Raw genomic sequence first — 24,773 nt, 5'->3', positions numbered from 1 at the left:
TTAGACTCCCTCTCGTGCATTGGACTCAGCGATCATTGTGGCAAGGGTTTCGGCGACATGAGGATCCGTGATCGGTGAGGTTGCTGGATCCTCGGTAGCGAGGTCGCCCAAGATATTGCGAACATAGTCCACATCTTTATCGCCACGACCCGAAAGATTGACCACAATGTTAATGGGAGTATCGGTTTCTTCGGCGTTTTCTGCCATCTTTAAGGCATAGGCCAACGCATGGCTAGACTCCAAAGCTGGAATGATACCCTCGTAGCGGCTCAACATTCGGAATGCTTGAAGCGCTTCGGCATCGGTAATTCCATAATATTGTGCACGACCAGATTCCATGAGGTGGGCGTGTTCTGGACCCACACCTGGATAATCAAGACCAGCCGATACGGAATAAGAATGCAGCGGGTTGCCCTGCTCATCAGCCAAGATGAACGACTTGAAACCGTGCTGCACACCAACCTTGCCACGCTGCAGCGGCGCACCATGCTTACCGGAATCAAGGCCTTCACCTGCTGGTTCCACACCAATCAAGCGCACGGACTCATTACCTGGCTTATCCGTGAGATAATCAGCAAACGCACCAATAGCATTCGAACCACCGCCTACGGCAGCAACCACTGCGTCTGGAAGCTTGCCGGTCAGCTCTAGCATCTGTTCGCGAGATTCTCGCGAAATAACTGCCTGAAACTCTTTCACCAGCGTGGGGAATGGGTGTGGTCCCACCGCAGAACCAATCATGTAGTGCGTGGTATCCAGGTTTTTTACCCAGTCCTTAAGCGCTACGTCGATAGCATCCGACATGGAATCACCATGCTCGTTGGTTACTGGCACCACCGTGGCGCCCATCAACCGCATGCGGTACACATTGGGCTGCTGGCGGGCCACATCTTTAGCGCCCATATAAATAGTGCAGTCCATTCCCATCAAAGCCGCCACCATCGCAGTGGCAGTACCGTGCTGACCAGCACCGGTTTCTGCAATCAAACGGGTCTTGCCCAATCGGCGAGCAATCAGCGCTTGGGCAAGCACTTGGTTGCCCTTATGTGCGCCACCGTGGACTAAATCCTCGCGTTTGAGGAAGATCCGCGCTTTTCCCTTCCCCTTACCTGCTAGTGGTAGGTTGGCGCATTCGGTAATAGGCGTGGGACGACCAAGATAGTGCTTTTGTAGCCGAGCAAGTTCCTGCGAAAACTCTGGGTCGTTGAGTGCATCCACATAGGCCTGCTCTAGTTCGTCGAGAACCGGCAGGAGCGCATCGGGAACAAACTGTCCGCCGTAGTTACCAAAGTAAGCGCTGATCAACGTCTTGCGGATGGTGGAGTCAGTCATGGTGTTTCTAACCTCTTTCGCTGAAAAACAAATGTTTGTTGTGTTCAAGCGGTGGGCCGAAACTCTGGTGAGCTTGTTGGTGGCTAACAAAAAGGCCCGCTGCTTGGTGGACAAGGCGAGCCTGTTGAAATGAATGCGTGAAAACGGCCCGCGGTTAAGCGCGCCACCACCAGTTATGTGCATTCATGTTCGTCATGGAACAAGACAATACGCATCTTGAGTGGCGCACGCAACAGCGAGCCGGCACATTATTTAAGAATCAGAGGTGTTATCAGCCGAATACGCTGCACGACGCATAGCATTCACATCAACCGCAGGCGCAGGGTTATTACCACTTGAGCAGCACGTTGACTCGGTGGCATCCTCGACGTCTTGCTGGGCGTCGATAAGCGATGCGGCGCGTGCCCCCACGTTCGCCCCCACACTCACCAACATCACACCAGCGATCACCGCAAGCGCTGCGACAACATAGAGCCAACCGCTGCCTTTAATAAACAACATCGAACCCATCAACATGGCAACGCCACCAATGGTCCACAACGGACCCGCCACCAAGTGCGCCGACTGCCACACCTCTTGAGACTTGCGCACCTCGGGGACCCGAATGCCGATATAAGGATTGCCAGGCAATCGACGCGTCCACGCCAGCGAACCCGACACGATCACAACCAAAGCCGCCACAGCTAGCACAACACCAAGAACAGTCATGTACACCACTCTAGCCAATCTTAGGGGGAGCACCGAAAGCCTTAACCACCCCACCCGATATATGTGTGTATGTGAAAAATATGAAATCTGCTGGTGAACGCGTAAGTTATTTCTCAACCCCTTGAACGGCCCAGCACCCAGTGGGACACAATCAAGGCCACCCCACAATTTGAACAACTAACGAAAAATATTAGGTAACCCCACATGGATATCAAGCGTCTCTCCTCGTCGCTGCTCTTCAGGATCATCGTCGCGATCATCCTCGGCATCGTATGCAGCTTCTTCTTCCCCGATGGGCTTGCCCGCGTCTTTGTCACCTTTAACGGACTCTTCGGCAATTTCCTCGGCTTCTTCATCCCAGTCCTGATCTTCGCCCTGATTACCCCAGCCATCGCAGGCCTTGGTCGCGGTGCCGGCAAATGGCTCGCCATTACCACCGGTATCGCCTACGGCTCTGCCCTCGTATCCGGCCTCATCTCCTGGGGTGTTGCCACCGCCTTGTACCCATGGCTGCTCGCAAGCCAAGCTAGTGTTGCTGCCGCAGACATCGAGGAAGGCGCTCTCAGCCCTTACATCTCGGTCGAAATGCCAGCTCCCATGCAGGTGATGACGGCCCTTATCCTCGCCTTCGTCGTAGGCGTGGCTATGACCACCGTTAAATCCGACACCCTCTTCTCCGGCGTTGCCGACCTGCGCCGCGTAGTAATGAAGGTGATCTCCTCCTTTATCGTCCCACTGCTACCGATCTACATCTTCGGCATGTTCCTCTCCCTCGGAATGAACGGCAACCTCGCATCGGTGCTCACCGCCTTTGCCAAGGTGCTCCTCCTCGCCATCCTCATGAGCTTCGTGCTGCTGATCTTGCAGTTCCTCTTCGCAGGCACCCTAGCAACCCGCAACCCCTTCGCCTCGCTGAAGAACATGATGCCGGCATACTTCACCGCACTGGGAACATCTTCTTCTGCAGCAACTATCCCAGTGACCTACGAATGTGCACGTAAAAACGGTGTCAGCCAGTCTGTTGCAGGTTTCGTGGTTCCATTGTGCGCCACCATCCACCTTTCCGGATCGATGATGAAGATTACGCTGTTCGCCTTCGCCATCATGTTTATGGACGGCATGGACATTCCACTTGCCACGGCACTTGGCTTCATTCTCATGCTTGGTGTGACCATGGTGGCAGCCCCAGGTGTTCCTGGTGGCGCAATCATGGCAGCTGTTGGCCTGTTGTCCTCCAACCTCGGCTTCAACGACGACCAGGTGGCGCTGATGATCGCCGCTTACATCGCCATCGACTCCTTCGGTACCGCCTGCAACGTCACTGGCGACGGTGCCATTGCCATGGTGGTGGACAAGTTCGCCAAGGGCGCGATCTCTCGCCACGATCTTGATGATGCCGACGACCTCGGCCTTGCTACCGCAATCGCTGGTATCGACGACGAAGCCTAACGCGATACATTTCTAACGCCCCCGCGAGGGGGCGTTTTTTGTTTAACCAATGAGCAATTTTTGTACCCTAAGCCAGCAAACCCGCAGGACGCCCTTCCAAAAATTGGCCTTAAGGTACAAAAATTGCTCACTCTTGCTTTAGCGCAGCTAAAGCCGTGCTACCTTGTGCGGTTATGGGGGAATTTCGGGGAACAATTTCTTATGCAACGCGCACGCGTCGCCTCAAAGCAGGATCACTGATCCGTGTTATCAGCGGCATCTACTGGGAGGGTGAATTGGAAAACCCCGCTGCGATCAAGGAACTTCTAGCGGCGTTAACGCGACATGGGTATGTCCTCACAGTGGTGTCGCTGTATCAGTTCTATGGCTCCCAGCCGATCAGCCTTCCTGTTCATATCAGCACTGAACGTCGCATTACATCGACAAAGTATGTGGTTGCACACCATGTAAAACGCTTGCGCACAGTAGAGGTTCGCGGGGTGCTCACGGAGTGTGGCGTTGATGCGGTAAAACACCTGGCGGATCGCCAAGCTATTGCGCTTTTAGACGTCGCTTATTCCGGCCGGCATGGCAGCGCGGTACTGCGGCGTGAGTCTCCGATGCGGGTGTCAGCGCGGGTGAAAACACTGGTGAATCGGGCGGCTGTGGGTGCGGATAGTGTGCCGGAGCGAATACTGGTCAGAGCTTTGCGGGAGGCGGGGTTGGTGTGCACGAGTAATTTTCGAGTTGGGGTGTATTTTTGGGACGTTAAGCTGTGGGATTACAACATTGTGATCGAGATTGATGGCTATTTTTATCACAATGCGGGTGCGGAGAATAAGAACATTTTTGTTAATGATCGTTGAAAGATGAACGATGCGGCCGTGCGGGGATATTTGGTGTTGAGGTATCCAGTGTCGAGTGTTTTTGAGTAGCTGGACACCATTGTGGGTCAGGTAATTTTTGCTACCCGTGTTGTGCGGGAGGAGCTGGTTGTGGTGGATTCTACGCGCCGGTGGCATCGGGGGCCGTGGGGGTGGTTGCCGCTTGATAGTTGGTAGAAATAGGTGTTTCTAACTGGGTTTATAGCACTTTGTTGATGTTCGTTGCTATGCGAGGGTGTCAGGTGTTTTGTGTGTGAGGCTCTGATCCAGAAGGAGTTTCACTGATAATGACTACCGTGTCACCGAGGAAAGGTCATGACCCGAACAGGGTCAACGAGATCAGCGCTAAGCTGATGGAAAATCCGGAAATCGCCGAACTGATCGGCGAGTTGTCGACTTCCACCGATGATGCCAGCGACCTGGTCAAAGGTCTTTTGCAGGCATCGATCAACGCTGGTCTGCAGGCTGAAATGGACGCGCATCTGGGATACGCGCACTCTGATCGTACGGCGAAAGCCCAGCTGGGCACCCCGGATGGTGGCAATCACCGCAACGGGTCGTACACCAAAACCGTCAACTCTGGCTACGGCACCTTTGATGTGACTATGCCCCGGGATCGAGCTGGCACGTTTACGCCGCGGATGCTGCCTAAAGGCACCCGCCGTCTGACGGAGCTTGATGACATGATCATCTCCCTGTACGCCGGTGGGATGACCGTGCGCGATATTTGCCACCACCTCGCCACCACCCTCGGGGTGGATATGAGCCCAGATACGATCAGCACCATTACCGACGCGGTGTTAGAAGAGGTCATGATCTGGCAAAACCGCCAGCTCGACGAGTTCTACCCAGTGATCTTCCTCGACGCGCTGCGAGTGAAGATCCGCGATGGCCACCGCGTGGTCAACAAGTCTTGCTACATGGCGGTAGGCGTCGACATGGACGGCATCAAGCACATCCTGGGATTGTGGATCGCAGACAATGAAGGCGCCAGTTTTTGGGCATCCGTGTGCGCTGACCTTGCCAACCGTGGGGTCCAAGACGTGTTCATCGTCTGCTGCGACGGGCTCAAAGGCCTGCCGGAAGCCGTGGAGGCAACCTGGCCGAATTCCATGGTGCAGACCTGTATCGTGCACCTGATCCGGGCGGCCAACAGGTGGGTGTCCTACCAAGACCGCAAACCCGTATCAAGTGCGCTACGGGAGGTCTACACCGCACCGACCGAGGACACCGCCCGCGCCGCCCTGGACGCATTCGAGGCCAGTGAACTGGGCCGTAAATACCCGCAATCGGTCAAAGTCTGGCGCGACGCCTGGGACCGGTTTGTGCCATTTTTGCAGTTCCCGCCTGCGGCACGGCGGGTACTCTACACCACGAATTCGATCGAATCGCTGAATGCTGAGCTGCGTAAAGCTACTCGTAACCGCGGCCAGTTCCCGAACGATACCGCGGCGCTGAAAACGCTGTGGCTGATGATCTGCAACATCGAGGACAAGCGCGCTGCCCAGCGAGCGAAGAAAGCGAAGCGCGCCATCGAATGCAACGGCTATATTGAAGGAGCGAAAGCCACCGGGTGGAAACAAGCCATCAACCAACTAGCCGTGGCTTACCCCGACCGATTCGCGGACTACTTGTAAACCAAGCCCCCGCACACAAACAATCGGACACTCTCTGCTATGCTGAAATTCCATGGTGAATACGATCGGTTTCGACCGCGAGAAGTACATTGAAATGCAGTCCCAGCACATTCGGGAACGCAGAGAAGCTTTGGGTGGGAAGCTCTACCTCGAAATGGGCGGCAAGCTCTTCGACGACATGCATGCATCTCGCGTATTGCCTGGTTTTACTCCAGACAACAAGATTGCGATGTTGGATCGCATCAAGGACGAGGTAGAAATTCTCGTCTGCATCAACGCTAAAGATCTGGAGCGACACAAGATTCGTGCCGATCTGGGCATCTCCTACGAAGAAGATGTTTTGCGCCTTGTCGACGTCTTCCGCGACCGCGGTTTCCTCGTCGAACACGTGGTGCTCACCCAACTGGAAAATGACAACCGACTGGCGCTCGCTTTTATCGAGCGCCTTCAACGTTTGGGCATCAAGGTATCGCGCCACCGTGTGATTCCTGGTTACCCCACCGACATGGATCGCATTGTGTCGGATGAGGGCTTTGGCCTGAATGAGTATGCGGAAACTACTCGTGATTTGGTGGTTGTTACCGCGCCGGGACCTGGTTCTGGCAAGTTGGCTACGTGTTTGTCGCAGGTGTATCACGAGCACAAGCGTGGTGTTGCTGCGGGGTACGCCAAGTTTGAGACGTTCCCTATTTGGAATTTGCCGCTGGAGCACCCTGTGAACTTGGCGTATGAGGCCGCTACGGTGGACCTTAATGACGCGAATGTGATCGATCATTTCCACTTGGCTGCTTATGGTGAGCAGACGGTGAACTACAACCGCGATGTGGAGGCATTCCCGCTGCTCAAGACGCTTTTAGAGTGCTTGATGGGTGAGTCTCCGTACCAGTCCCCTACGGACATGGGTGTGAACATGGCGGGTAATTGTATTTCTGATGATGCTGCGTGCCGTCATGCGTCGGAGCAGGAGATTATTCGCCGGTACTTTAAGGCGTTGGTGGAAGAGGCTCGCACGGGTAAGGATTCCACGCAGTCGGATCGTGCAGCTGTGGTGATGGCGAAGGCTGGGATCAAGGCGCTACAGCGTGTTGTGGTGGAGCCGGCCCGCAAGGTTGAGGAGCGTACGTCGCTTCCTGGTTGTGCGATTGAGCTTGCCGACGGTTCCATCATTACGGGTGCTACCTCGGATTTGTTGGGTTGTTCTTCGTCGATGTTGCTGAATGCGTTGAAGCATTTGGCGGGTATCGACGATGCCGTCCACCTGTTGTCGCCAGAGTCGATTGAGCCGATTCAGACGCTCAAGACGGTGCATTTGGGTAGCTCGAATCCGCGTTTGCACACCGATGAGGTTTTGATTGCGTTGTCGGTGTCGGCTGCTAGGGATAGCAATGCGCAAAAGGCATTGGATCAGTTGAAGAACCTGCGCGGTTGCGACGTCCACACCACCACCATTTTGGGTTCGGTGGATGAGGGTATCTTCCGCAACCTTGGCGTGCTGGTGACTTCTGATCCGAAGTTTCAGAAGCACAAACTGTACCAGAAGCGCTAGGTTCTCGTTATTGTAGTGGTCCCATGTTCATGAATTGATGCCACATGGACCACTCGGGATCGTCTGCTTTTCGACGCACCTCGGTGGGCGTGATCACCGTTCCATCGTCGAAGAATAAGCCCCCGTGGCCCGTTGCTCCGTAGCGGATCACGGGGGTTAAGTTCATGCCGTCGAAGGAGAGCTGTGCGTTGGGGCGAACGTCGTAACCTGCGATGGCTGCGAGGGTGGGTGCGATGTCGAGTGTGGAGACGAGTTCGTTGCAGGTGACAACGCCGTCGATAGTGTCGTGTGGCAGGTTGGTGTCGGTGACTCCGGGCCACAGTAGGGACATGCACACGCGGTGGTCGTCGATAGTGGGGTGCCCGACGAAGAAGGTGGCCGCGCCGCTGTCGTTGGCTTGGTCGAGGAGATCTGGGGTGATCTCGGCGCGCTCGATGATGTGAACGTCGGCGGGGCTGAAGTCTTCTGCCACGGTGCCGATGAGGGATGCGAAGCGTGTGACCGGCTGGCGTTGGGGATACTGGCCTGTGAGGAGTCCGAGGCGGGCGGAACGGAAATCGGTGCTGGGCGCGTATGCGCGAGAAAAGTTCAGGCCCGGCAGGGTGAGCTCGGGGGCGATCCGGCCGGATATGACAGCAATGTTCATGGTCAGTTATTGTTCCACGTTGCAATGTTTCACGTGAAACATTGTGAGTCGGCGATCAATTTGCGGACGCGCTGCTCAATATCATCCAAAATGAGTTCCATGCGGGGCATCCCAACAACACCATCGAGTGAAGGCTCAACGGTGTTCCATCGCTCGACGGTTACATGTGGAATTTCCACAACAGCTTCCCCTCCCAAGACGATGACGCGATCGGCGTGGCGTGCGGTGTCGCCGATAAGAGGTTTGGGATACTCCCCTGCTACGGAATAGCCTCGCGTTTCCAATGCCTGCGCCGCCGAGTTTGCGCATTACGGCTGCGGCCATTGGGGATTTACCGCCATTGCCCTTGCAAAAAGAAAATAATGGTGCGCATGATTATTGTCCTGTTCGGGTGGTAAAGAATCGAGTGCGTGCCCACAATGCAACATAGGCCAGCGCTACGAGGGCGGGGACTTCGATAAGTGGTCCCACTACCCCAGAGTATCTCCAGTGCATTACTGCTCCCCGTCACCATGCCATGCGCATGGGAGATCGTCCGCGCAGCACAAGCAACATAGGCAGCGTGGCTTGGGTCGGCGGGGCTATCCTTACAAGAATGAGCACCGTTGTAGATATGCCTGAAAATCGCGGACATTTGGTATCTGCGATCACTACCGCCAGCGATCCTGGCGAGATTCTTTACTTATCCAGTCGTGCGGATTTTTCCGAGGGTGGTTCGATCCGTGGCGGTGTCCCGATCATCGCACCGTGGTTTGGTAAGAACTTGGGACACGATGAGTTGCAGCATGGTTGGGCGCGCCGGGTGGAGTGGGAGACGATCCCTACCAATGGAGGTATCGACGCCCGCACGAGCCACGATGATTGGGATTTGCGCCTTGGCACGCAGGTACTTCCTCATGGTTTTGCCATGATGTTAAAAGCCCGCAACGCTTCCCCACTGCGTCGCGATTTCCAATCCGCGTTCCACCCTTATTTCCGCGTTGCTGATGTTCGCACCACCACCGTGACGGTGGGAGATCAGGAGTTTCGTTTCGACGGCACCGCCGTCGACCAAGCGGTCCCTCTGCCAGAGTGGACGCCGCTGGTTATCAAGGATTCCCAGCGCACTATTAGCGTCACCTACCAGGGTGCCGACCATGCTGTGGTGTGGAATCCTGGCAGCGAGCTTGCCGCACAGATGGCAGATGTGGGTGAAGACGAATGGATCGAGTTCGTCTGTGTAGAACCAGCATTGTTGGGTGACCGAGCCCAAGGTGTTTCCGTTCCTCCATGGGATTGGGTAGAGATCGGCATGACCGTGAAAGTCACACCGGCTTAGTAATCGTAGGCACCTAGATGCGTATCTCGGCGGTGCTTACCGCCTGCGCGTAGCGAGCATCGTGGCAGGTAAACAGCACCGCCGGGTGGTGGCCCCCTAGATCGAGGCCTGCCATGCGGTGGAATTCGCCCGCGCAATAGCGGTGCATGAGGAGACTTAAGCGGCCGTGATTCGGGGCGTCGAGGTTCACCGTGGGCTCGTCGAGAAGCAATAGGTGCGGTCCGCGAACGAGAGCTGTGGCGATGAGCACGAAGCGTCGCCACGCGGCCGGAACATCCAAGGGGTGCGTGTCTGCCCACTGCTCAAGCCCCATGAACTCGATTGCAGCGCGCGCCAGCTCCGGGGTAGCGCCCACGGCAAGCTCCGTCGCCACGGTGCGCCGCGACAACGCCGAATCCATATCAGCCGGCGCCCACCCCATGGTCACCCCATCAGCTACCTGCAGGGTGCCTGTCGACTCCACCAACCCCAGCGCAGCCAAGAAAAAACTCGTCTTCCCTGCACCATTTAATCCTGCCAGATGGGTGACACTACCTGGGGAAACCTCACAACTAATAGGCCCCACAATCGTAGCGCCACGCGGAATGCGTAGGTCCTTCGCGCACAACAACGGGCCATGATCGTTGGAAAGATCAATGGGAGTGAAGCGTGTAGGGACGGTGGCCACGGGATCCGGTGCAGGCTCGGGGACCAGATCACCGCTGCTTGTCAGGCGCAGCTGCTCGGCGGCGGTGGTAGCAAGGGCGGTGCGCATTCGGTCGTAGACGGTCACGTTGCCGGGGAAAGAATCGACGATTCGGTGCAGGATCTCAATAGCTTCTGCGTCTAGCCCGTCGGTGGGGCAATCCAACACGAGGGCTTCTGGGCGGGTAATTAGCGCACTTGCGATGGCAAGCCTGCGTGTTTGCCCGCTCGATAACGTCATGGGATCTTGCTCGGCTTGGCCGCGCAGCCCCCACGTATCGATTGCCACATCCACGGCCCGCTGCATGGTCGCCGCGTCCATTCCCGCTTGTTCCAAAGGGACGGCGAGTTCTTCGGCCACCGTGGAGCGCAGCAAAGAAATATGTGCAGAGGCATCGTTTCCGACCCACGCGGCCTCCGTGCTTTCCGATGTCGCCCACGCGTGCTCAGACAAACCGGTGCCGCTTGACGACCAAATAAACTTAGTGATCGGCATAAAACGCTTCTCCCCCCCTGTTAGAAAATCGACCAGACGCACACCGCGATCGTGGCACACACAGCAAGTAATTGGATAATCACATCGTGGGTCATCATCGGCACCGGACGCAAGACCGTGCGTGGCCCAGGGTGGCCAATGCCAGTGCGCTGCAGGGGGCGTGCGCGTTGCGCCGCATTGTCTACCAGTCCCACGACGAGCGGCAGCACCAAACCCCAGCGGCCACGAATACTGTGCACATCGATTCCACGTGTGATGTGTGTTTGGCGGATGATCTCCAGTCGCGCCTTAGCCAGCGGGTACAACCGCAGTGTGGAGGCGATAACATACAACAACTTGGGGTTGATACGTGGCTGCACGGCACGCATCAACTCATCAGTATTAATAGCGCTGCCCACGCACAAAGCGGCGGCGGTCGCCCCCAGCAGGCGCATGCCGAGCAGAAGTGCAGTGTGGGTGCCGTCGATAGTAAAAATCCACCAACCGGGCACCTCGCCAAACGGTGCGTACATCACCATCAGGCCCGCAAACACCGGCACGGACAGCAGCGTAGTGGTGAGAAAAACGCGGCGTATCGACGCCCCCACCAGCGCGAGCACACCCGCGCACAGCCAAGCACCCACCGATACCTCTAGGCGATTAGCCACCAACACGGTTACGACCGCGCAGGCGGATATCACAAAGAGAGTGACCGGATTAAGACGTGCAGCCATAAAAACTAATCAGCAACCTTGTAGTCGGGGGAAAATGTGCGGCGAGTACGCTCCGGCAATGAGCGGTACACAATCCAAATGACCGTAAACACAATCACCTTATCCAAAGGATCGGATGTCCACGATTGCAAGAACACCGCAAACAATGGATCCGCGCCCAAGGAACGGTAGAAAGACACCAACAATCCCGTGCCAGTACCTGCGGTACCACCGAAAATGAAGGAAGCAATCGGTGCCGAGAGCAATGCCGTAATAAAACCAATCACCGCAGCGGATGCACCAATACGCCACCAGTCCTTAGTCCAGTTTTTACCCAAAATGCCAGCCGAAAAGCCCACGAAAGCATAAGCCGCAGCAAAAGGAACGACGGTGGGGTTAAAGGTTCCCCAGACTAGTGCAGACAAAATGCCCGTGGTAACACCAGCGGCAGGACCCGCCAGCGCACCCACCAACACGGTGCCGAGGGAGTCAATATAAAGTGGCAGCGGCAAGCCCATGGTGCCCACTACCTGACCCAAGATGATGTTAAGTGCCAACGCAACCGGCATGAGAGCCAAGGTACGCACAGGAAGTTTAGGGAGGGTAACAGACAAAAGCATTAACGCCGGTACGCAGAAGCCCACGAGTGCAATGGTGGAGCTGCGAGAATCTGCTAGTTGGTTCCATTGAGAATCTTGCGGCTGCCACACCACGAGGGTGAGCCAAGTGGCTGCGATGATGGCAACGGCACAACCAATAATGATGTTGTTACGTGACAAATGCATAGGTATTCCTAGGAGTGTCGAAGGGGTACAAAGCAAAGCGCTGCAAAAAGGACACTCCTCCTATGTCACCTCGGAGTAGTGCTGCGCAAAAGCAGTTAGTACTCTAATACAACCCGTTCGAAATCTGCGAACACATCCTCCGATTGGAGGGCCGTGAGAATCTGAGCGTTGGCAGGATGATCACCATAGTTACTGTCCCAATCCACCACGGTGGTGCCGCGGGTCAGTTCCGCGTCTGCTTCCACATCCACAAACCCTGGGCGGGTGGTGTGTGGGACGCTGTTGAGGAGCACCATTGCGGCGGCGAGATCATGGATTTGGGCCATGTACCCCACCCCTACCGATTCGTGGAATTCGAAATAGAAGCGGAGGGCGTCGCTAAGTATCGGAAGGACTGGTTCCTGGCTGTGCTGGCACCATTGCTTAAGGCGTTGTGGGGTAAGGAGCACGGACTCCGTAACGTTGAGTGGGCATATCGTGGGCCGGACAGCGTGACCGCGGTAATGCGCGAGCACCTCTTTGAGCGCGTGTGGATCAACCCACGCATTCCACTCGGCGGTGGGTGTGGTGTTGCCTGGGTAATGGAAAGCGCCCGTCATAAAGGTCACGTGCGGGATGGCGTTGAGAACCTCGGGGGCGTTTTCTGCTGCCCACGCGACGTTGGTGGCAGGGCCCGCTACGAGGAGATAATCGGCACCTTTCCACAGCTCGACGGCGGCCGCTGCGCTACCAGAATCAGGCATGGCTGCGCGGGTGGTGTGATAACCCAAGCCCGTGGGGCCGTGCGTTTCTGGAGTGGTGGTTAGCGGCAGTACGCGTGGTTGCGGCGCGCCGGGCGTGATCGGTACGTCGCTGAGTGTGAGCGAATTCATGATCTCTGCCGAGTTGGCTGCGGATTGCTCGGCGGTGCAATTGCCAGCCGAGGTGGTAATGCGTAGCTCGATGAGTTCACGTCGGTGCAGGTAGCCGAGGTAAGTGATGGCGAGGGCGTCGTCAATGCCGGTATCAACGTCGGCAACAACCACTGGGCGATGTGCTGGACTATTCATAGTGTCCAACATAATGACTGGGGGTGAGTTTCACGTGAAACATTACGGTTTTGCTACCGAACCCATTAGGATTCTTTGCATGCGTTTCCCCTCTATTTCCTCCAGCGTGCGTCGTGCCTGTGCTACAGCCACTGCGGTCATCGCGCTCGCTGGAGTGGCCGCACCTTCTGCCACCGCCCAGTCCTCAAACCCCATCGAGGCTGGTTCGTCCGCCCTTAACTACGGGGCTAACTCTCTGTTTGCCGAGTGGTCAAAAAACCCACACCTAGGTGAAGACATAAACTCCTTCTACCGCGGAATGCACATGTATTCCCCATGGGCACAGTTCCCACTCTGGAACATGTGGGGATCCCCAACCCCCTACCCCATCGAAGCAGAGCGCGACTTTGCCACACCGCGCCTAGTTAAGGTAGAAAAAGACGAGCGTTTCGACGTCGACCGCCTCTTCATTGAATCACCCGCCATGCGACGCATCGTGCAGGTGCAGGTACAGCACCCTAAGGACCGCACCACCCCAGCGCCCATGCTATACCTTCTCGACGGCGTCTCCGCCCCATCCCAGTCCGGATGGTTGCGCAAGGGCGACGTACAAGGAGCAATGGCCAACGAACACGTCACCGTGATCATGCCAACCGAGGCCGGCGGCACCAACTACACCGACTGGAACGAAACCGATCCATACCTCGGCCGCGCCATGTGGGAAACCTTCCTTATTAAGGAACTACCCGGTGTGCTAACACAACCCGAAACAAAGATTGCGTACAATGGAAAATCTTATATCGGTGGACTCTCCATGGGTGGCTCCGCCGCCGTGCGCCTAGCAAACCTTTACCCAGAAAAATTTGTGGGCACCTTCGGAGTTTCCGGCTGCTACTCCCCCGTGAACACCAGTGGACGTGAACTATTCAACCTCGCAGCCCGTGTGGTGGGCGGCAACCCCGACCTCATGTGGGGACGCGACATCACTGAACAGCGCCGTCGTAACGACGTAGTAGCTAACCCCTCCGGTATCGCCTCCATGGATACCTATATCTATGTAGCCAACGGCGTTGCTACCCCGTCTGATGTGAATGCACCAAAAGAAGAGGGCCCATTCACACTCTTTGGCAACATTGTGTTGGAAAAAATGTCCTACCGTTGCACCCAAGAGCTCGAAGCCTCCGTGCGCGAAAAGATTGCCGATCCTTCCCGCATCACCTTCGACTACCACGATGGCGGTGTTCACTCATGGCCATACTACCGCCAGCAGCTCCCCGTTGCCTGGGCAAACGTAAGCAAGGGGCAGTACACCTACCGCTAGGTTCGACCTTGTCTTAATGCACTATCCCGCACCCGAAGTCCTGTGGCATAGTTTCTGGGTGCGGGATTTTTGTTGGCTTGGGTGGGGTGATTTGATTGTGTGCAATGTTGGTGATTTTTCTTAGGGTTTGACGATCGATTCCTGCTCATCGGATCCCCCTCGATATAGTTGTTACTGTTGCTTCATTTTAGTGTATTTTTCTCGTAATGATTCGAGAGTATGAAGTAACTCGGTTGTGTTAGAGATGGGCACAGAGCCATACGTTCCTTGAAGATATCGCTTTTCGATGTTGTGGGCATCGCGGATTGGGAACTCGTCCAAGGCGATAAGTTCGGAATAAGATCGCGCTTTTTCCACTAGCCAAACTTCTCCACGATGAAGGGACTCTGCTGGGGATTTCCCTAGAAGCGTAAGGTCGTGCGTGCTAAACAGGAGCTGTGCTCCTAGTGGGTTGAGTTCAGAGTTATCAAAATATGACACGAGTTCTCGGAGCAAAAGTGGATGTAAGGAACCGTCGATCTCGTCGATGGATAATACTCCGCCAACGGATAGTGCAAACAGTGCGGGAATTGCTAGATCCATCCACGCTTTGGTGCCCTGGGATTCTTGGGTTTCTGGCAGGGAAAAGTGTGAATACCGTCGCTATGCTCAAACATGAGGTAGCGGAGATACTCCGTGATCTCATCGGAATCGAATTGATCGGTTATCTCTGTTTGTCCATCGGGTTGAATTGTCAGTTCAATCTTTTTTTTACAAGATCCGGTGCTTGCTCCTCGATGCCGATCTTGTTAATTCCCACATCTGCAACGGCAACTACATTTTGCAATACGCTCAGCCATGTCGGGTCTTTTTGCGCAAGCTGAACTAGCCATTGATGGCGATTGTGCTGATCGGTTTCATTGGACATGATCACAAGAAGCAGTGTTTGCCACCATTGAAGAGCACCGGCAAATGGGCCCAGTGTCTTCACAATGTTTCACGTGAAACATTGTGAAACTCCGCCTCGCTAGCGTGTGCCAGCGGGGCGAAATGCATAGCCCTTGGGGGTTACTTATCCAAACCGGCCGCGATGGCATCTGCAATGCGGTCGATAACTTTGCTATCTGCATGGCTGCCGGCAACTGTCACGGTATCCCCGTGGGCAATCCCTAGGCCCATAATCATGAGGGCAGAATCTGCTTCCGCGTCATCGATGGTCACATCGTCGTCGGCATCCGCCGCCATGCTGGCGATCTCGGCTGCGGGTCGAGCATGAAGCCCAGAGGCGTCGGCAACTATGACTTGCCGCGAATACTCACCTTCCGGCACTGGGCTAGCAGGAGCCGCGGGTGGGGTAAACGAGACAATGGCCCCGCGGGCAGCTGCTGTCACATCGGCAGTGGAACCACCCTGCTGTGCGGCTACAGCCGCGGCGATAGCGGCCTCCACAAAGGGAGCATCGACAAAGACCACGTCTGGATCATCGGCCATATCCACGATCATCTCCACCGTCATCGTCGCCGAACCTAAATCGGTAAGGATGACAACTCCCTCGCCGCCGCTACGAACCTCCGTCACGGCGGCCTCGATGCGGTCATAGGAGGTGCCGATGCTGCCGTCGTCAAGCCCGCCCGCAGGAACAATGCGAACATCTCCAGCCATCTGACCAGCTAAATCCGCCAACCCCTCGGCAAGCTTCTGGGAATGGGAAACCAAAACCAAACCTACAGCACTCATGCCGCCCCCTCGGAAGCGGCGTCAGCGGCCGCCTGCAAGAAATAAGCAGAGGACGTAGCGCCCGGATCGCGGTGGCCAACAGAACGCTCCCCAAGATAAGAAGCGCGCCCCTTGGTGGCTACCATTGGCTCCGTATCAGCCGCACCCTGAGATGCGGCAGCCGCAGCGCGCGCCAACACATCCGCAGGGCTTGCACCCTCGTCGGCGGCGGTAGCAGCCGCATGCGCAGCCGGTGCCCACGCATCAACCATCGTCTTCTCCCCCTCGCTAGCCTTGCCGCGGGCCTGGATACCCTCCAAGGCTGCGGCGATGAGAGCTGCGGCGGTGGGGGCGTCGATAGTCTGCGCGGTCAGCGCCTTAGACGCACGCAGAAACGCCGTGCCCAACAACGGGCCCGACGCGCCTCCAACAGTAGAAATCAACGTCTGCGCGGTCACCCTCAAAACATCCGCCGGGGTGGCACTTTCTGGCAGATCGTCAAGCTTTGCGACGACCGCCGCAAACCCGCGATCAACGTTTTCACCATGATCAGCATCGCCAATCGCGCGATCCAAATCAATCAGCTCCTCACGGTGCTCAGAAGCCAACCGCGCACAACCGCGAATCCACGCCAAAGCCCATTGAGTATCCAAAACCATGATCTACATCCCCTTCCTCAAAGCCACAGTGTTAACCGGGGCGTCGAAAAGCTCAAGCAACTCATCAGACACCCGCATCAACGTCACCGACGCCCCCTGCATATCCAACGACGTCACATAATTCCCCACCAACGAACGCTCAACAACCACGCCCAACTGGCCAAGACGCTCCGCCACCCGGCGATACACGATATACAACTCCGACGACGGCGTACCGCCCATACCATTAACCAAAGCGATAACCCGCTCCCCCGCACAAAGCCCCAGATCCTCCACAACAGGATCCAACAACTGATCAGTAATGGTATTCGCAGAACTCATCGGCTCACGACGCCTACCCGGCTCACCATGAATACCAATACCAATCTCAACCTCAGAATCACCAAGATCAAAAGACGGCTTACCCACATGCGGAACCGTGCACGACGTCAGCGCAACCCCCATCGACCGCGTATTCTTCACCACCTCAGTAGCAACCGCAGCAACCTCCGCAAGACTATCGCCCCGCTCCGCAGCAGCACCCGCAATCTTCTCCACCAACACCGTGCCAGCAACACCACGACGACCCGCAGTATAAAGAGAATCCTCCACCGCAGCATCATCATCGACAATCACCTGCGACACCTCAATGTCATCAAACTCAGCAAGCTCCGCAGCCGTATCAAAATTCAGCACATCGCCGGTGTAATTCTTCACAATATAAAGCACACCCGCCCCATGATCCGCAGCCTTAGTAGCAGCCACAATCGGATCCGGTGTCGGAGACGTAAACACAGGCCCTGGCACCGCGGCATCCAACATGCCATAGCCAACAAACCCAGCATGCAGCGGCTCATGCCCAGAACCACCACCCGAAATGATCCCGACCTTGCCCTGTGCCTTAGGTTCAGCACGCTCAACAAACTGGCCATCGGAGGTCACCACATCCTTATGTGCGGCCACGAAACCCGCAATGGTTTCCGCGACCACATCATGTGGATCATTAATGAGTTTCTTCATTTGGTCAACCACTCCTTCACCTAAAAATGGTTTTTAACCTGCGGATATGTGTCACAGGCATTCTGAATGGTGCCCACTATACCTAACGTGGCACTACGCGGAGTAGGACGTTTTTCACAACCATGGCTCGGCTGGGATTGACTCGCAGGTTACCCCCGTTCACCCCCGAAAAAGACGGCACTTCACACCAAATCCAGCCAAACGGCCGGTTTTCTTGTGATTTGGTGTGAAGTGCCGAGAAAAATGCTTCGAAATACCCCCGTTTAGCGGCTCGGTGGAACCGGAGCGCCCTTCGGTGGCAAGACCTTCGGGTATGTACGGGGCAAACCCTGGGCCGGAACCACAGCAGCACCCGCAGCACCCGCTGTAGCAGAGCCGCCACGCCACGGTGTCGGATCCCAGTTACCCTGCACCAGCTTGACCTGCGAGAACCAGCCCAATGTGAAGACTGCAAGACCAACAAGGATCACTAGGACGATGCCGAGCGGACCACCTACGCTAGCGCCGCCGCCTACGAGCATGCCGAACCATCCGAAGTCGGCATCGCCGAAGGTCGTGTTGGTATCACCAAAGCTGCCCAAAACGCCCAGCGGGAATGCTGGCAGGAATGTGATGATTAAACCGTTGGTGAGGCCGCCTAGTGCGGCACCGCGTCGGCCGCCGGTCGCATTGCCGTATACGCCAGCTGTGCCGCCGGTGAAGAAGTGTGGCACGAGTCCTGGCAGGATGAGTGCTACGCCGAAAGCTGGGTTGAGCCAGACGGAGAGTACTGTGAGGCCGATCAGGCCGCCCACGAAGGACATGATAAAGCCGATGAGCACTGCGTTTTGTGCGTAGGGGAATACGATGGGGGCGTCGAGAGCTGGGATTGCGCCGGGTACTACTTTGGCGGCGATGCCTTGGAACGCGGGGACGAGTTCGCCTAAGATGGTGCGAACACCGAACAGGATTACTGCTACTGCAACGCCGAATTGTAGGCCTTGGGTGACGGATTGCATGAGGTAGTTGCCTACGCTGGTTGCACCGTTTGCGAATGCGGTGAAGGCTTCGTCTTGGCCGGCGCGCAGTATGAATAGGATGGCGAGTACGATGTACATTAATGCCATGGAAAGTGCGGTGGCGACCATGGAGTCGCGAAGGAATCGTAGGCCTTCGGGGAGTTTGAGCTCTTCCGTGGAGGCGGACATTGATTCTTTTTTGCCGCCTACGAGCTTGCCGACGGCACCAGCCGCCACGTATCCAGCCGTACCGAAGTGGCCGATTGCGATGGAGTCGTCACCGGTTACGCGGCGCGTCCATGGGTGGGCGATTGCAGGCAGCGACACCATCAAGATGCCCAACAGTAGTGCGCCGACGGGGACCACAACCCAGGGGCCAAAACCGGCGGTGGCGAGCACCATCGTCAGCATGGTGGCCATGAATAGTACGTGGTGCCCGGTTAGGAACACGTAGCTCATCGGGGTGATACGGGCTAGGACCAAAGAGATGGCGAATCCGAGGATCATCAGCCATGCGACTTGGCCACCGAATTGATTTTGCGCAATACTAACAATTGCTTCGTTCGTGGGGACCACACCGTGGGCGCCGGTGGCACCTTGAATCATTGTGCCCAATGGTTCCAAAGATGCTACGACTAGCGACGCTCCCGCACCGATGAGCAGGAATCCCAACGTAGCTTTGATAGCACCGCCCAGAACCTGGCCGGTCTTTTTGCCCATGGCGCCAAGTCCTACAGCGGTGATGATGCCGATCAAAAACGCCGGCACTGACAAGATCTCATTAACCAGAAACTCTGGGATAGCAATGAGTGCATTCATAATAAAAAGCTCCTCAACTGGGCGATTAAACGTCGTAAAGCTCGCGGAGGGCGGCGTCGATCTCGTCCTCCGACGTGAAATTGCTGATCACATACACCGGAACACCCACATCGCCCAGCGTGCGCGCGATCTCCTCAGACGTCAGCAGAAAGTCCGCCTCCTTCGCGCGGCCCTTCGCAGAAATCGTGTCCGTGGCCTCCGTGGACACAAACGGCCCCCAACCCCACGTATCCAACACTTGGTCAAGAGTGTTCTTCAAGAACAACGACGTGCCCAGCCCGTTGCCACACACCGTCAAAATCTTGCCCTTCGACTCCACCGAATCCTGGGCTGTCACATGTGTCGCTCCCCTAGCAACCCCACGCGACTTACGGCGTTTCGACGCCTCCAAAACACCGCGCAACTCAGCAACAGTCGCCACCGTATCCAGATCCCGCCGACGCGACCCTAACACCTGGGCGATCTCCCGCATCGCAGCCGTATGCGCCTGATCATCCTGCGCCGCCAACGCCACCACCAAAGTCACTGGATCATTACTCGAATGATGGAACTCCACCGGTGAATCTAACCGAGTCCACGCAATCGCAGTACGCTTCACCGCCTCTGACGGGCGAGCATGCGCAAACGCAAACCCTGGGGCCACAACAATATAAGGGCCCTGCTCCTCCACCGAGGAAATCATAGACTCTGTATAAGCACTGGTAATCGCACCAGTCTTTTCCAACAATGCGCCTGCTTGCGCTATCGCCTCTTGCCACGTTTCGGCATGGGCGTTCAGATCAATCGCATCATCGTGTAAAAGCTCATTGATCGCACTCATATATCCCTCCTCAGTGATAACTAGTGTCAACTACTGAGGATAGGCGGGGGTGGGCACACTAAATCCGTCAGCGCAGTATTTCACACCAAATCTGCCCAAACGGCCGGTTTGGAAGCGATTTGGTGTGAAGTTCTGTGCAAAATGCCTCGGAATACCCCCGAACGGTGTTAGAAGGAGCCGTCGATGTCGGTGACCACTACGACTTTTTGGTTCACGAACTCGTGGAGGCCGAGATCGATGAGCTCGCGCCCGAATCCGGAGCGCTTTGTGCCTCCGAATGGGATATCGGCTTTCACACCGGTGGGCTGGTTGATGTAGACCATGCCGGTGTCGAGGCGACGCGCGATGTCTTTGGCTTTTGCCTCGTCTTGGCTGAATACGGAGCCGCCGAGTCCGAATGGGGAGGAGTTGGCGATTTCTACGGCGTGGTCGATGTCGCGGGCGCGGTAGATTTGGGAGACGGGGCCGAAGAATTCGGAGTGTGCGGTGTCGGAGTCGAGTGGGATGTCGGTGAGGATGGTGGGTTGGTAGAATGCACCATGTTCGGGGAGGTCGATGCCTACTTCGGTGACGGTGGCGCCTTCGGCACGGGCTTTGTCGACGAGTTTGCCGAGTTCATCGGCTGCGGTTTGGGAGGATAGTGGTGCTAGTTGGGTGTTTGGGTCCATGGGGTCGCCGGCGGTGAGGGCGGCAACTTTTTGGGTGTACTGGGCGAGGAAGGCGTCGTAAAGCGAGTCTTCGACGATGATGCGTTTCGACGAACAACACACCTGCCCTGCGTTCCAATGGCGTCCGAAAACGGCCCAGTCGACGGCTTTGTCGAGTTCGGCGTCGCTGAGGACGATGAAGGCGTCGGCGCCGCCGAGTTCGAGGGTGGACTTCTTGAGGTACTTGGAGGCGGTTGCAGAGACTGCGGCTCCTGCCCCTTCGGATCCGGTAAGAGCGACGCCACGCACGCGTGGATCGGAAAGGATTGTCTCGGTAGCGTTGTGACCTGCGAAGATGTTGACTAGGAGGCCGTCGGGGGCGCCTGTCTCGCGGAAGAGTTCAACCATTTTGAGCGCTGATTGTGGCACGTTGGAGGCGTGCTTGAGTACGATGGTGTTGCCGGCGGTGAACTGTGGTGCGCCGATGCGAATGACCTGGTAGTAGGGGAAATTCCATGGTTCAACGGCGTAGAGAACCCCCAGTGGTTCGTTGATGAGCTGGACGTCGTGTTCGCCAAACCCCTTTGCGGGCAGGTAGCGTGGGGTGAGCTGGGCTTCGCCGTTGGCAACGTAGTAGCGCAGCATATCGACGCAAATGTCGATTTCCGCTTCGGCCTCGGCAATGAGTTTGCCCATCTCAAGGGTGATAATTTCCGCGTACTCGCGCTTCTTTGCCTCTAAAATGTCGGCGGCGCGGGCAAGAACTTCCACGCGTTCTGCTACCGGTTTGCGACTCCACTGTGTGAACGTGTCATGCGCCCGCGTGATAGCCTGCTCGACCTCTTGAGCGGTTGCCGTGGGGAATTCCTTGACAACTTCGCCGGTGTAAGGATTGGTGGTTGCGTATGCCATGAAAACTCCTCCTCATCTGCGGTGTTCATCGCAATAGCGATAAACTTTTTGCCTACGCTACCCCCATATAGCATTCCCCCTCAACCTCTTTTAGGTGGCAAATAACTCACACAAAAGAGGTTTGGTCCCTTTCCATTTTTTTGAAAGGGACCAAACCAATAAAATGGGGATCTGTAAAATATTACGGCTTAACGCATGAACAAATGGCTGAACTTAGTCCATAGTGTCCAAAGAGCACCCAAGCCGCCCAGAACACCTAGGGCAACAGTCAGGATCTGACCTGCCTTGGAGTTGAGGAAGCCCTTCAGGCCGGTTTCTTTTGCTTCGGTAGGTGCGGACTGGTCCTCGGTTTCCTTCTCTGTCTTCTTTTCTGTTGTAGGCGCCTTTTCCTCTTCCTTCTCGGCTTTGTTCTCCATCCGAGGGGCTGGATTTTAGCTTCAGAGTTAGATTTATCTTTTGTGTATCCTCGGCTTTTATTGGGGAGGATACTGGTTTTGGAGATTCCTTCTTTTTTCTGGAGCTTCTTGAGACAACGCGTCGGCAGGAGGAACGAATTCTTTACCGTTTAATACTACGGTGAGAGGAAGTGGCTGTTTGGCAATATCATTGTTATTGCAAGTGTAAGACTCGAAAAATACTGATTTAAGATTGCCGAGCTTACTAATTAGGTCGTTGTGCCATGGTTTCCAAGTGCCAGCGGTGCATGTAGGAATTTTTGGCGTTACCGTAATGGTTTTGTTGGAAACTGAGTATTCTTGAACATCGAACAGTTTAATATTGGAATTTTCACCGACGGTAGCTTTAAGTTCTCCTGTGCTATCAGAGGGTGTCAGGTGTTTTGTGTGTGAGGCTCTGATCCAGAAGGAGTTTCACTGATAATGACTACCGTGTCACCGAGGAAAGGTCATGACCCGAACAGGGTCAACGAGATCAGCGCTAAGCTGATGGAAAATCCGGAAATCGCCGAACTGATCGGCGAGTTGTCGACTTCCACCGATGATGCCAGCGACCTGGTCAAAGGTCTTTTGCAGGCATCGATCAACGCTGGTCTGCAGGCTGAAATGGACGCGCATCTGGGATACGCGCACTCTGATCGTACGGCGAAAGCCCAGCTGGGCACCCCGGATGGTGGCAATCACCGCAACGGGTCGTACACCAAAACCGTCAACTCTGGCTACGGCACCTTTGATGTGACTATGCCCCGGGATCGAGCTGGCACGTTTACGCCGCGGATGCTGCCTAAAGGCACCCGCCGTCTGACGGAGCTTGATGACATGATCATCTCCCTGTACGCCGGTGGGATGACCGTGCGCGATATTTGCCACCACCTCGCCACCACCCTCGGGGTGGATATGAGCCCAGATACGATCAGCACCATTACCGACGCGGTGTTAGAAGAGGTCATGATCTGGCAAAACCGCCAGCTCGACGAGTTCTACCCAGTGATCTTCCTCGACGCGCTGCGAGTGAAGATCCGCGATGGCCACCGCGTGGTCAACAAGTCTTGCTACATGGCGGTAGGCGTCGACATGGACGGCATCAAGCACATCCTGGGATTGTGGATCGCAGACAATGAAGGCGCCAGTTTTTGGGCATCCGTGTGCGCTGACCTTGCCAACCGTGGGGTCCAAGACGTGTTCATCGTCTGCTGCGACGGGCTCAAAGGCCTGCCGGAAGCCGTGGAGGCAACCTGGCCGAATTCCATGGTGCAGACCTGTATCGTGCACCTGATCCGGGCGGCCAACAGGTGGGTGTCCTACCAAGACCGCAAACCCGTATCAAGTGCGCTACGGGAGGTCTACACCGCACTGACCGAGGACACCGCCCGCGCCGCCCTGGACGCATTCGAGGCCAGTGAACTGGGCCGTAAATACCCGCAATCGGTCAAAGTCTGGCGCGACGCCTGGGACCGGTTTGTGCCATTTTTGCAGTTCCCGCCTGCGGCACGGCGGGTACTCTACACCACGAATTCGATCGAATCGCTGAATGCTGAGCTGCGGAAAGCTACTCGTAACCGCGGCCAGTTCCCGAACGATACCGCCGCACTAAAGACACTGTGGTTGATGATCTGCAACATCGAGGACAAGCGCGCTGCCCAGCGAGCGAAGAAAGCCAAGCGCGCCATCGAATGCAACGGCTATATTGAAGGAGCGAAAGCCACCGGGTGGAAACAAGCCATCAACCAACTAGCCGTGGCTTACCCCGACCGATTCGCGGACTACTTGTAAACCAAGCCCCCCGCACACAAACAATCGGACACTCTCTGCTATCATTTTTAAGCATCAAATTGAGATCTTTGATGACTAATCCATCATCTCCAAACCCCAACTTCATAGTCACTCCCCCTGGCCAGGTGATCTGGTAGCTAGAGTGATTTTTTCGGTTTTTACCTCCCCGTTACGGAAAACTAAAATGTCGGATTTTTCCCTTCTATTGTCAGGGAAAACGCCTTTTTTGAAAGTCTCTGCATATACTGCATATACTGAAGCATCATCAATGTTTGTCAGTTCTGCACCTTGCTAGCTTTTTCAAATTTTGGACCGTTATGGTCGTACTTGCTGTGGCTTGAGCCGTTGAAGTCCCAGTACAGATCGGCATTTTTTACTTCTTCTGCAGTTGCTTGAGGTGCTACTACTCCGCCAGCAACAATGGTGGTGGCGGTGAGGGTGGTCAGCGCTCGGCGTCCAAGAGTGGTCAGGATATTCAAGATTGATTCCTT

Annotated in this window: 23 protein-coding genes and 2 pseudogenes; 7 read left to right on the top strand and 18 right to left on the bottom strand. The window is 56.0% G+C overall.

Going from position 1 to position 24,773, the window contains the following annotated elements:
* On the bottom strand, positions 1 to 1,332 hold the full coding sequence (trpB, locus tag ABMV07_RS13830) for a tryptophan synthase subunit beta (protein ID WP_374064749.1): 1,332 nt from the start codon (positions 1,330 to 1,332) through the stop codon (positions 1 to 3).
* Between the two features lie 252 nt (positions 1,333 to 1,584).
* On the bottom strand, positions 1,585 to 2,040 hold the full coding sequence (locus ABMV07_RS13825) for an SdpI family protein (protein ID WP_374064748.1): 456 nt from the start codon (positions 2,038 to 2,040) through the stop codon (positions 1,585 to 1,587).
* A 204-nt stretch (positions 2,041 to 2,244) separates the two neighbouring features.
* On the opposite strand from ABMV07_RS13825, the gene ABMV07_RS13820 reads away from it, so the two are divergent.
* The 4 genes and pseudogenes from ABMV07_RS13820 to ABMV07_RS13805 all read left to right on the top strand — a co-directional run bounded on the left by ABMV07_RS13820 (position 2,245) and on the right by ABMV07_RS13805 (position 7,535).
* Positions 2,245 to 3,489 carry a dicarboxylate/amino acid:cation symporter gene (locus tag ABMV07_RS13820; RefSeq protein WP_088266532.1) on the top strand — a complete coding sequence of 415 codons (1,245 nt, stop codon included), beginning with the start codon at positions 2,245 to 2,247 and terminating at the stop codon, positions 3,487 to 3,489.
* A gap of 173 nt (positions 3,490 to 3,662) precedes the next feature.
* Positions 3,663 to 4,529, top strand: a pseudogene (locus tag ABMV07_RS13815) (hypothetical protein).
* A 110-nt stretch (positions 4,530 to 4,639) separates the two neighbouring features.
* Entirely contained in the window at positions 4,640 to 5,989 is a 1,350-nt protein-coding gene (locus tag ABMV07_RS13810; RefSeq protein ID WP_374063848.1) for an IS256-like element IS1132 family transposase, read from the top strand.
* A 52-nt stretch (positions 5,990 to 6,041) separates the two neighbouring features.
* Positions 6,042 to 7,535, top strand: a complete 1,494-nt coding sequence (locus ABMV07_RS13805; protein WP_196977914.1) for a DUF1846 domain-containing protein — start codon at positions 6,042 to 6,044, stop codon at positions 7,533 to 7,535.
* A 7-nt stretch (positions 7,536 to 7,542) separates the two neighbouring features.
* On the opposite strand, the gene ABMV07_RS13800 is transcribed toward ABMV07_RS13805, so the two are convergent.
* Together ABMV07_RS13800 and ABMV07_RS13795 are read right to left on the bottom strand one after the other, a co-directional pair.
* Complete coding sequence (locus ABMV07_RS13800; protein WP_374064747.1) at positions 7,543 to 8,181, bottom strand: hypothetical protein; 639 nt, start codon at positions 8,179 to 8,181, stop codon at positions 7,543 to 7,545.
* 29 nt (positions 8,182 to 8,210) lie between these two features.
* Positions 8,211 to 8,465, bottom strand: a complete 255-nt coding sequence (locus ABMV07_RS13795; protein ID WP_229254902.1) for a hypothetical protein — start codon at positions 8,463 to 8,465, stop codon at positions 8,211 to 8,213.
* Between the two features lie 311 nt (positions 8,466 to 8,776).
* On the opposite strand from ABMV07_RS13795, the gene ABMV07_RS13790 reads away from it, so the two are divergent.
* A complete protein-coding gene (locus ABMV07_RS13790; RefSeq protein WP_374064746.1) occupies positions 8,777 to 9,499 on the top strand; it encodes an aldose epimerase in 723 nt (240 codons plus the stop codon).
* 13 nt (positions 9,500 to 9,512) lie between these two features.
* Here the strand turns inward: ABMV07_RS13790 and ABMV07_RS13785 are convergent, their stop codons facing one another.
* The 4 genes and pseudogenes from ABMV07_RS13785 to ABMV07_RS13770 form a co-directional block, all read right to left on the bottom strand.
* Positions 9,513 to 10,679 carry an ATP-binding cassette domain-containing protein gene (locus tag ABMV07_RS13785; protein ID WP_374064745.1) on the bottom strand — a complete coding sequence of 389 codons (1,167 nt, stop codon included), beginning with the start codon at positions 10,677 to 10,679 and terminating at the stop codon, positions 9,513 to 9,515.
* A gap of 20 nt (positions 10,680 to 10,699) precedes the next feature.
* Positions 10,700 to 11,266: a CbiQ family ECF transporter T component gene (locus tag ABMV07_RS13780; protein WP_088266566.1), complete on the bottom strand. Its 567-nt coding sequence runs from the start codon at positions 11,264 to 11,266 to the stop codon at positions 10,700 to 10,702.
* Positions 11,267 to 11,397: 131 nt separating this feature from the next.
* A complete protein-coding gene (locus ABMV07_RS13775) occupies positions 11,398 to 12,156 on the bottom strand; it encodes a glycosyl transferase family 9 (protein ID WP_088266537.1) in 759 nt (252 codons plus the stop codon).
* Between the two features lie 95 nt (positions 12,157 to 12,251).
* A pseudogene (locus ABMV07_RS13770) lies at positions 12,252 to 13,248 on the bottom strand (nucleoside hydrolase).
* A gap of 36 nt (positions 13,249 to 13,284) precedes the next feature.
* On the opposite strand from ABMV07_RS13770, the gene ABMV07_RS13765 reads away from it, so the two are divergent.
* Positions 13,285 to 14,505: an alpha/beta hydrolase gene (locus tag ABMV07_RS13765; protein ID WP_088266539.1), complete on the top strand. Its 1,221-nt coding sequence runs from the start codon at positions 13,285 to 13,287 to the stop codon at positions 14,503 to 14,505.
* 171 nt (positions 14,506 to 14,676) lie between these two features.
* On the opposite strand, the gene ABMV07_RS13760 is transcribed toward ABMV07_RS13765, so the two are convergent.
* The 9 genes from ABMV07_RS13760 to ABMV07_RS13720 all read right to left on the bottom strand — a co-directional run bounded on the left by ABMV07_RS13760 (position 14,677) and on the right by ABMV07_RS13720 (position 22,470).
* Complete coding sequence (locus tag ABMV07_RS13760) at positions 14,677 to 15,087, bottom strand: ATP/GTP-binding protein (RefSeq protein ID WP_374064744.1); 411 nt, start codon at positions 15,085 to 15,087, stop codon at positions 14,677 to 14,679.
* Positions 15,088 to 15,238: 151 nt separating this feature from the next.
* Complete coding sequence (locus ABMV07_RS13755; RefSeq protein WP_374064743.1) at positions 15,239 to 15,475, bottom strand: hypothetical protein; 237 nt, start codon at positions 15,473 to 15,475, stop codon at positions 15,239 to 15,241.
* A gap of 77 nt (positions 15,476 to 15,552) precedes the next feature.
* Positions 15,553 to 16,221, bottom strand: a complete 669-nt coding sequence (gene dhaM, locus ABMV07_RS13750) for a dihydroxyacetone kinase phosphoryl donor subunit DhaM (protein WP_088266540.1) — start codon at positions 16,219 to 16,221, stop codon at positions 15,553 to 15,555.
* A complete protein-coding gene (gene dhaL / locus ABMV07_RS13745; RefSeq protein WP_088266541.1) occupies positions 16,218 to 16,859 on the bottom strand; it encodes a dihydroxyacetone kinase subunit DhaL in 642 nt (213 codons plus the stop codon). Before dhaL ends, dhaM begins: the two co-directional genes overlap by 4 nt.
* Before the next feature lie 3 nt (positions 16,860 to 16,862).
* Positions 16,863 to 17,858 carry a dihydroxyacetone kinase subunit DhaK gene (gene dhaK / locus ABMV07_RS13740; RefSeq protein ID WP_374064741.1) on the bottom strand — a complete coding sequence of 332 codons (996 nt, stop codon included), beginning with the start codon at positions 17,856 to 17,858 and terminating at the stop codon, positions 16,863 to 16,865.
* A gap of 263 nt (positions 17,859 to 18,121) precedes the next feature.
* The gene (locus tag ABMV07_RS13735; RefSeq protein ID WP_374064740.1) at positions 18,122 to 19,675 is read right to left on the bottom strand and encodes a PTS ascorbate transporter subunit IIC; all 1,554 of its coding nucleotides are present in this window, start codon (positions 19,673 to 19,675) and stop codon (positions 18,122 to 18,124) included.
* Between the two features lie 25 nt (positions 19,676 to 19,700).
* Positions 19,701 to 20,495: a PTS sugar transporter subunit IIA gene (locus ABMV07_RS13730; RefSeq protein WP_197692941.1), complete on the bottom strand. Its 795-nt coding sequence runs from the start codon at positions 20,493 to 20,495 to the stop codon at positions 19,701 to 19,703.
* A 167-nt stretch (positions 20,496 to 20,662) separates the two neighbouring features.
* Positions 20,663 to 22,054: an NAD-dependent succinate-semialdehyde dehydrogenase gene (locus ABMV07_RS13725; RefSeq protein WP_374064739.1), complete on the bottom strand. Its 1,392-nt coding sequence runs from the start codon at positions 22,052 to 22,054 to the stop codon at positions 20,663 to 20,665.
* Between the two features lie 188 nt (positions 22,055 to 22,242).
* On the bottom strand, positions 22,243 to 22,470 hold the full coding sequence (locus ABMV07_RS13720; RefSeq protein ID WP_229254894.1) for a hypothetical protein: 228 nt from the start codon (positions 22,468 to 22,470) through the stop codon (positions 22,243 to 22,245).
* Positions 22,471 to 22,932: 462 nt separating this feature from the next.
* Here ABMV07_RS13720 and ABMV07_RS13715 point away from each other — a divergent pair, with 462 nt between their 5' ends.
* Positions 22,933 to 24,282 (top strand): IS256-like element IS1132 family transposase, encoded by a 1,350-nt coding sequence (locus ABMV07_RS13715; protein WP_374064738.1) that lies wholly within the window; start codon positions 22,933 to 22,935, stop codon positions 24,280 to 24,282.
* Positions 24,283 to 24,557: 275 nt separating this feature from the next.
* On the opposite strand, the gene ABMV07_RS13710 is transcribed toward ABMV07_RS13715, so the two are convergent.
* Positions 24,558 to 24,761, bottom strand: a complete 204-nt coding sequence (locus ABMV07_RS13710) for a hypothetical protein (RefSeq protein ID WP_374064737.1) — start codon at positions 24,759 to 24,761, stop codon at positions 24,558 to 24,560.
* Positions 24,762 to 24,773: the final 12 nt, after the last annotated feature.

The sequence above is a fragment of the Corynebacterium belfantii genome (genome assembly GCF_041898185.1).
GTDB classification, from domain to species: Bacteria; Actinomycetota; Actinomycetes; order Mycobacteriales; family Mycobacteriaceae; genus Corynebacterium; species Corynebacterium belfantii.
Note: the sequence above shows the minus strand (reverse complement) of the source record. Positions and strands in the feature narration are given on the sequence as shown.